Source organism: Chitinophaga oryziterrae, assembly GCF_009758125.1.
GTDB classification, from domain to species: domain Bacteria; phylum Bacteroidota; class Bacteroidia; order Chitinophagales; family Chitinophagaceae; genus Chitinophaga; species Chitinophaga oryziterrae.
Window position 1 is genome coordinate 1 of sequence record NZ_WRXO01000020.1, and the last position, 8277, is coordinate 8277.

Sequence of the window (8277 nt, forward strand, 5' to 3'; positions counted from 1 at the left end):
AGGAACTGTGCTATGATTACGGCTTCGGCAACAAAGAGCTGAACGGTAACATTGCAGGGGCTAAATGGAAGAGCCGCTCAGATGGTATTGCCCGCGCTTTTGGCTATGATTATGATAATGCCAACAGAATTACCCAGGCGGCCTTTAATCAGCAGAATTCCGGTAGTACTACCTGGGCACAGAACCTCGTTAATTTCTCCGTCAGTGGTTTGACTTATGATGTAAATGGAAACATTCTTTCCCTGAAGCAATTAGGGATGAATGGCCCAGTTCCCCAGACGATTGACAGTTTGAAATATGGCTATAATGCAACCAGTAACAAGCTCGGTTTCGTTACAGACAAACGCAATGATCCAACATCTAAACTGGGAGACTTTAAAGAGATTAACAATAACGAAACGCAGGATTACTGGTACGACTTCTCCGGTAATGTGTCAATGGATAAGAATAAGAACATAGATTCTATTTTTTACAATCATCTCAATTTAGCGTCCATCATCTACGTGCATGGAAAAGGACAGATTTATTACCAGTATAAAGGCACTGGAGAAAAGGTGACAAAGATTGTTGTAGACACCAGCGTTACTCCTGTTAAAGTGACAACCACTCATTATGTCAATGACTTAGTATATGAGCAGGACACGCTGCAGTATATTAGTCATGAAGAAGGACGGATACGGCCGGTCTATAAAACCAGTCAGCCAGTCAGTTATGCCTATGATTACTTTGTAAAAGATCACCTGGGCAATGTGAGGATGGTATTAGGTACTCAAACCGATACGGCTCTGTATGTAGCCACAATGGAAACGGCTGCGAGTGCGGTTGAGAATGCTTTATTCTCAAACATAGATAATACCCGTACAGCCAAACCGACGGGGTATCCAACTGATAATACCACCAATCCCAATGCCTATGTAGCAAAGTTAAATGCTTCCAATGGGCAGAAGATAGGGCCATCGCTGGTCCTGCGGGTAATGGCAGGAGATAGTATCACTATCGCGGTAAAAGCCTTGTATAAGAATGCCGGGGCCAGTACTCCATATACAACATCTTCCAGTATGGTCACCTCTATTCTCCAGGCGTTTAGTGGAGGGGGTATTTCGGATGGGGTGCATAGTGGTACCGGTGGAACAGCTCCTGTTAACATGCTCACCAGCGGTGTTTACGACGGCCTCAAATCAAAAGATTCTTTACAGAATCTATCTGGCAAACCCAAGGCGTACCTCAACTTCGCACTGTTTGATGACCAGTTCAACCTTGTAGACGAGAACTCAGGTGTGCGTCAGGTACAAGGGCCGATTGATTCACTAGTCCCATTAGTACTAAATAAGACCCCAATAAAGAAAACAGGATTTCTGTATATTTATACAAGCAATGAGAGTGCCCAGGATGTGTTCTTTGATAATTTGATCATCACCCACAATGCAGGTCCCCTGCTGGAAGAAACGCATTATTATCCATATGGAGGCTCAATGGCAGGGATATCGTCTAAAGCTTTGAAAGGTGCGAACTATGTGGAGAATAAAAGGAAGTATAATGGCATAGAGCTTAATGATGATTTTGATCTGAATGAATATGACGCTTATTACCGCATTCTTGATCAAACTGGTGGTAGATGGTATCAACTTGATCCAAAGATCGATGGAATGGAAATGTGGAGCCCTTATGCCTCCAATTATGATAATCCAATTAGGTATAGTGACTTTTTAGGCGATATACCTAATGATCCGCCAACCAAGTTTCCAATGACAACAATGGCTTGGGAGGCAACGGAGGATGCTGCGTTTAATATTATGGTAGCCGGAGGAGGTCCTGCAGATCCTGTAACGGATGTTTTAGCTGGAGGAACTGAAATTGTTGGGACGGCTTTAGTCACGTTGGCGCTTGCTTATGATGCTTATCAGAATGTCAAAGGATCTGGTGTGCAGGAGGCTGCGGCATTACCAGGTACGCCGACTGCACCAGCTAAGATGCCATTTCCCATTGCAGGCAGTTTAATAGGAGATACTTATAAGGGCCCAATTAGAAATATAAATGGTGCTCAAAATCCAGCCGGGAGTCAGACAAAACAGACTACTCAACAGCAAGCATCTACGGGACTACCTAAACCCGATAAAGGGAAAGGGAGTACGCCACCTAATCAACGTGATCCTAAAAGAGTTTATACCAAGGAGGAAAAGCAGCAAATGTTGGATAAGCAGGATGGAAATTGTGCCCAATGCGGTCAATCGAAAAAGGTTGACGAGGTTCACGGACATCATGTTGTTCGACACGCTGATGGAGGTAAGACCAATCTTGATAATGGTGCAGCCGTTTGCCCAAATTGCCATGTAAAATTACATAATTAATAAATATGAATAAAGACGAAATGTCATTTAAGGAACTGATTCAAACGAATATTGATCAATATGGATATCATGTTACTATTGTAGAGCAAGGAATTTGCCCTCGATTTGCGTACTCTATAGGTTTATATCGTCAGTTTAATTTTGAATTGGTCTTCCCGGGAGGGATATATTACTTAGCAGACCAGGTACTTGAGATTTTTAATGAGATTGTTAATAGCCTTAAAGTCAACAGAGCTGCATTAAGTCAAAGAATTGTAATTGATGCCCTCGGAGAATTTTCATTTTTGCCCGTAAATCAATCTTGGAGCAAAATGATGCTATTAGGTGTTTTTGATTATTACAAGAAAACCGAGATAGAAGTATATCAAATTGTGCCGGATGCTACTCACTTCACTTATGATATACCCGATATGTCAAAAGAATGGAGTGGGACTGCGGAACCGGTCTGGCAGTGGCTAAATTGCAAATGGAATTATAGTGTGCCAGAAATTTCTACAGTGATTACAAATCTTGATGCCTTACAAGGAGAGCCAATCACAGAATTGATGCGTTGGGAACAAGGAGAATGGGAGATGTTTGCAGGTCCGGGACCTGAAGTACAAAAGAAAGATATACGGGTAGTTCCTCTAGGAACTATCCTCGGTATTGATAACACTCTTTTGCCGGTGGTTAATCTTGAAATAGGTAAGGGCTTATGGAGAACAGACAAAGATTCTGACTGGCAGAATTGGGGATAAAGTGCGGCCATTTTATTGTACAAATACTCTTAAAATGAAATCAGAATTAGTTCCTAATGTACAAGGTGTCTGGTCATTCTCCAGAAGTAGAAATACGCATTAAACCGGATGAATGTGCCGTAGAATTGGTGAACCTTAGCCACTATGAAAAGCACACCTATTTGAAATGATGAAAGCAGATGCTTCTGAAGAAGAAAAAGCGAAAGCTTATCGGGACTGGATTCATTCATTCATAATCCGCAGGCTTTGTCTGCGGATTATGAATGTTAATCAGTTTTGTTTATTAAACTTATCAATCTATACCGTCCATAATTTCCATTCTTTAGATTCTTTATAAAAATGGAAAAGGGTTTTGGTAAGAAGGCGTTGATTATTTTTAAATGTCTCGTAAACTGCTATTTTTAGATTGGAAATTTTATCTGTATCATTTGCAGGAACCATCATAATGAGATCTTTTGCAGGAACTGCGACGATTAAATTATTATCAAAATGACCAGATAACCAGTCCCATATTTCTGGAAGACAAATAGCCTCTGCTTCATGATTTCCGTCAGCAATTAATCCATATCCTTCAAAGTTTGTTTTATGCAATTTATACTTTATATTTTTCTCTAAATTGTTAATAGCTATTTGATGGAGTGCCTCCTCTGTTAAGTGTTTAGGTAAATCTCTTTTAAGCAGTATACGAAAATTATCACCATTGTCTACGACATAGAAAATAGCTAAATCTCCAAGCAATTTTCTATATACCGGGGTATTTTCGCCAACAAGTTTTAGTTCTGTAGCAGCTGTTTCTGAGGTATTATCATCCATAAGCACTTTCACCCAAGGGTAAATCTCATCTTTATGAAACTCAAAAGAATCGGTTGATTTCGCTTCATTTTCATCAACCCGAACGGATTTACCAAAAATATTCTTAAGTAATGACATCTTGATGTTTAATTGTAAATATATTAGAAGCCAACAATTCAAGTAAGTATTCGGTTCTCTGCACTCCCAAGCTAACTAAAAATAAGCAGAATATTGTGGCAAAAACAGTAAATGCAAACCAATCAAGTAAATCCAAAAAAGAAGCCTGTAGCTCAAGGGCAGGATTTTCTTCAGCTGTTGTAATTCATGCTGTAGTTGCTGCAGTTTAAAATTGAGATCCCTGTTCTCTTTTTGGGAGATCTCATATAACTGTTTGTAATCGTTATTTGCAACCGGGGTGTTCATTCTGTTGCAATAATAACAAACAAAATAAACTTAGATGTTAGCCCGATGTTAATGATTGATATTTTCTCGGTGAAAGCGTTTCCTGTAATGCACTCTACTTAAACTGATGCCTTGCAGTATCAAAATCAGCTGGCTATAACTGATGACAACATGTTGCTGATCATGTAGGAATACAGGTAATTCAAAAGTACCCTCTTCCAGTCTTTTATGAAAAATAGCAAAACCATCTCCCTGCCAAACCAACAATTTAATCTGGTTGCGCTTATTATTAAGGAAAATGAAAACATCTCTTGATACAGGTGTCGTATGCATCTGTTCTCTAACAATAGCAGCGAGGCTGTAGAAGCTCTTATTGATATTGACAGGTACCCGGTAAAGGAAGTACCTGCAATCCGGATTAAGGGTTATCATTTTGAAGACGATACTAATTCCTTCAAAAAACTGGCGTCTACCATTTGATTGATTACAAGTCTGCTATTGTCTGCCAGGATGTATTCTGCAAATGGAGTGGCTGTTACAATAGGAACCTGTGGAACCAGCAATATGAAAGAGGGAGAAGATGGGCGTTGAGATTTTCGTTTACGCCCCATATTAAAACATGGTGTATTTAATAAGGTAATATATTCTTCCGCTTCCAGGTGTTCTTTTAATGTTATACTGGGATTACTTACTGCTGGTATATCTTCTGTAGGATTTATCCTGAAATAGCTACCCCTGGATGCCACCTTTATCACCCATTTAAAACGGACATAATAATTTGCGGTGTTACACCGGTAAGTTTATCAGGCAGATATCTACGGAACCGCTTACAAAAGTTCTCTGTTATATCGAACCGGGGAAATGAAATCCCTTTTTATGAATTCTTTAAACTTCGCAAAACTGCAGGTTAGATGTCTGTTTCCTTCTCTTTTATTTAATTTGATTGTATAGCTATAACAGGACGGGACATCTTTCAGCGACCAGATTTGATTGGTATACAACATCTCCTCATCATTCTGATCTGAGTGATTTTACAGGATTCATCAATGCTGCCTTTACAGAGGTATATCCTACCGTTAAACCAGTTATGCTTAGGGTAATAAATATAGCCAGAATGAAAATTTCAATCCCAGGACTGATCCGGTAGGCGAAGCTCTCTAGCCATTTATTCATTATGTACCAGGACAAGGGTGCAGCTATCACAAAAGCAATAAGCAGCAGGCGAATAAATTCCTTTCCAAACAACCACAGAATGCTATGTATACTTGCTCCTAAGACTTTACGTACGCCCACTTCCTTCGTTTTCCGTGCAGCCATAAATGATACCAGGCCATATAAGCCCAGACAGGCGATAAAAATAGCAACTGCTGTAAAAGTCTGGATGATCTGCTGTATCCGCTGATCCTGTTTATAGAACTGCGCAATCCGCTCATCTAAAAATTCCGATTGAAAGACATTATCAGGGTATACTTGTGCCCAGACTTTTTGTAAAGCGCTTATTGTAGCCTGCAGCCCGACTGTGTTAATTTTTACCGCGCAGAATTCATAAGAACGGGTGCGGCTTGCGATGGCAAGAGGTGCGATGGAATTATGCAGAGATTCATTGTGAAAATCCTTTATAAGCCCCACGATTGTACCATTAACATCATCGAGCTTAGCATTTTTGCCAATTACATCCTCATTACGAACCCCCAGTTTTTTTACCAGTGTCTCATTAACAAGATATTCACGTGTGGTATCGGAAGGATAAAGATTACGGCCAGCAAGCAGCTGTAAACCGAAGGTCGAAAGATATTGTTCGTCTCCCCACTTAAGAACCACATCATAGTTTTCTCTTCTGCGCCGTGTGTCATATACCATCTCACGGCCGCCACCATACCCTGGTGGCGGTTGGTTGCAAAAGCTGAATTTTTCTACTGCAGGTAACCTGGAAAGCTCAGACCTTAATGTGCTTATCTTTGACTTTGCATTGGAAGGAACCCTAACCATGATGATCGCGTCTTTCTGAAAGCCCATATTTATCTGGTTCACATAATGCATTTGATATACAATGATCAGTGTACCGATGATAAGCAGCTGCGAAATTACAAACTGTATAATAACAAGCCCTCTCCTCAGGGAAAAGCCTCCCACATGTTTCTGGGAGAGCTGCCCCTTAAGCGCCCGTACCGGCTGGAATCCCGCCATAACAAGCCCGGGGTAAGCACCCGAAAGGAAGATTACCAGTACAAGCAACAAGGGGAGGAACAGCAAGAGATAACTATCCCTGAAAAAGTGATTGTCAACGGGTATATCAAGAAGCACACTCAGGAACGGAAGTGTCAGACGGATCAACACAAATGCCAGCAGCATCGCTATAACATTTATGATGGTTGTTTCGATAATGAATTGCCAGAAAAGCTGTCCTCGCTGTCCTCCTAAGGCCTTCCGGATACCCACCTCTCTGGCACGGTTTAATGCCTGGGCTGTAGCCAGGTTAATGAAATTCACAGCAGCGGTAATGATGAGAAAAATACCGATAAGAGACAATGCCCAAAGGTTTCTTCTGGACATCTTACCCTCAAAGTCCGGGTTGAAATGTATATCAGAAAGCGGCTGAAGTCTGTATTGCCATTCCAGTTCGTAATCACCATCATAATATTTGCGGGAAAACGCTGGAAATACTTTATTTACCAAAGAAGGTGAAATACCCGGTTTCAATAAAACGAAACACTGGAAGTTAGAGGAAACGCCATCCCAGCCATCATCACCGGCTGCCCAGGAATTATATTCTTTCAGGTTGCTGAAAGGCACATAGATCTCCTGTCTTCGATCTGTATTTTGGGGCAAATCTGCCAGGATACCTGTGATCCGGAAATCCTGCTTATTTTCAATCCGGATAATCTTGCCAATGGGATTTGCGTCTCCAAAATACTTTTTTGCAATCCGTTCAGTAACCAGGGCTGTATTAGGCTCTGTCAGCAAATTTTTTTTATCTCCTTTTATCAATGGAAAGTCCATGATATCAAAAAAACCTGGTTCAGCAAATGCTACTCCCTGATCTTCCAGAAATTTGTGATTTTCAGCAGAAAAAGGAAGAGAGATTAACCGGGGCTGCATGATGTATACCCTGGATACCTTTTCTGAAAAAGTGTAATCATTGCGAAAGGCTTTTCCGACCGGAGGAGGAGTTCCGGGGTAATAGAATACCTTTTCCATATGGTCCTCAGTAACAATGCGGTAAATCCTGTCCTTTTTCGAATGGAATGTGTCAAAACTGAGATGGTATTTTACAAAGCTGAAGATAAGAATAGCACATGCAAATCCGAGAGCAAGACCCACAATATTGATCAGGGTATAAGCCCTTTTGCGTTTCAGATTGCGCAAAGCTATTTTGAGGTAGTTGTACAGCATGATTAAGGCAACACAAGAATATTGCCATGCCTTTAATGTATTGTATCTGAGCCACTCACGTAGTTTTGGGCCCGGAAGATCCGTCCGTAGATGAACGGTTAATGTCCGGTTTTGAACAGTTTACTATATTTGAGTTCCTGATCTCGTCACTGTGTCATTTACTATTTGGACGGTAGTTGCAAAACATATAAAAGTTTGATAACTGAGTAATCCTTATTCAATAATCTGGCAATAGCTATTGCACATCATTTATAGCTAATAAAAATACGGTGCCGAAATCGAACTTCTGGTGGATTGAATGTGAGAAAGTTATGTAAAAGTAGAATTGACATTAAAATGCAAAACCCGCTCTAAGAGCTACCGTCTGGACACATTTTATTTTATTTTTGAAATAAAAAGTGAATAGCCGGTATTTTTACGAGATCAAAGACAAGCGATTAATGAATAGGGGTAATTCTATTCTTAATCGCTTGTTTTCTAATGGGGTACATTCGATACGACGTTTAGCAGGAAGCGATTCAGAAGCCAAAGCGATGTATCGTTTTTTACAGAATGACCGTGTTAGTGAAGATGACATCATCAGAAATATGTCATCCAATTGTGTT

The 8277-nt window shown here is 40.5% G+C and carries 7 protein-coding genes; 3 read left to right on the top strand and 4 right to left on the bottom strand.

The annotated features are described in order from the left end of the window. The coding region (locus GO495_RS31750; RefSeq protein WP_205691378.1) for an HNH endonuclease at nucleotides 1-2348 on the top strand (2348 nt) is incomplete at its 5' end. Between the two features lie 5 nt (nucleotides 2349-2353). Continuing rightward, on the top strand, nucleotides 2354-3085 hold the full coding sequence (locus GO495_RS31755; RefSeq protein WP_157303989.1) for a DUF4262 domain-containing protein: 732 nt from the start codon (nucleotides 2354-2356) through the stop codon (nucleotides 3083-3085). A 297-nt stretch (nucleotides 3086-3382) separates the two neighbouring features. Here the strand turns inward: GO495_RS31755 and GO495_RS31760 are convergent, their stop codons facing one another. The 4 genes from GO495_RS31760 to GO495_RS31775 form a co-directional block, all read right to left on the bottom strand. Continuing rightward, a complete protein-coding gene (locus GO495_RS31760) occupies nucleotides 3383-4015 on the bottom strand; it encodes a DUF1444 domain-containing protein (protein WP_157303990.1) in 633 nt (210 codons plus the stop codon). A 333-nt stretch (nucleotides 4016-4348) separates the two neighbouring features. Beyond that, nucleotides 4349-4711 carry an IS66 family insertion sequence element accessory protein TnpB gene (gene tnpB, locus GO495_RS31765; RefSeq protein WP_157303991.1) on the bottom strand — a complete coding sequence of 121 codons (363 nt, stop codon included), beginning with the start codon at nucleotides 4709-4711 and terminating at the stop codon, nucleotides 4349-4351. Next, nucleotides 4708-5025, bottom strand: a complete 318-nt coding sequence (locus tag GO495_RS31770) for a hypothetical protein (RefSeq protein WP_157303992.1) — start codon at nucleotides 5023-5025, stop codon at nucleotides 4708-4710. Before GO495_RS31770 ends, tnpB begins: the two co-directional genes overlap by 4 nt. A gap of 265 nt (nucleotides 5026-5290) precedes the next feature. Then, the gene (locus GO495_RS31775; RefSeq protein WP_157303993.1) at nucleotides 5291-7672 is read right to left on the bottom strand and encodes an ABC transporter permease; all 2382 of its coding nucleotides are present in this window, start codon (nucleotides 7670-7672) and stop codon (nucleotides 5291-5293) included. Nucleotides 7673-8070: 398 nt separating this feature from the next. On the opposite strand from GO495_RS31775, the gene GO495_RS32805 reads away from it, so the two are divergent. Next, a partial coding sequence (locus tag GO495_RS32805) for a transposase DNA-binding-containing protein (protein ID WP_420808928.1) occupies nucleotides 8071-8277 on the top strand: 207 nt, incomplete at its 3' end.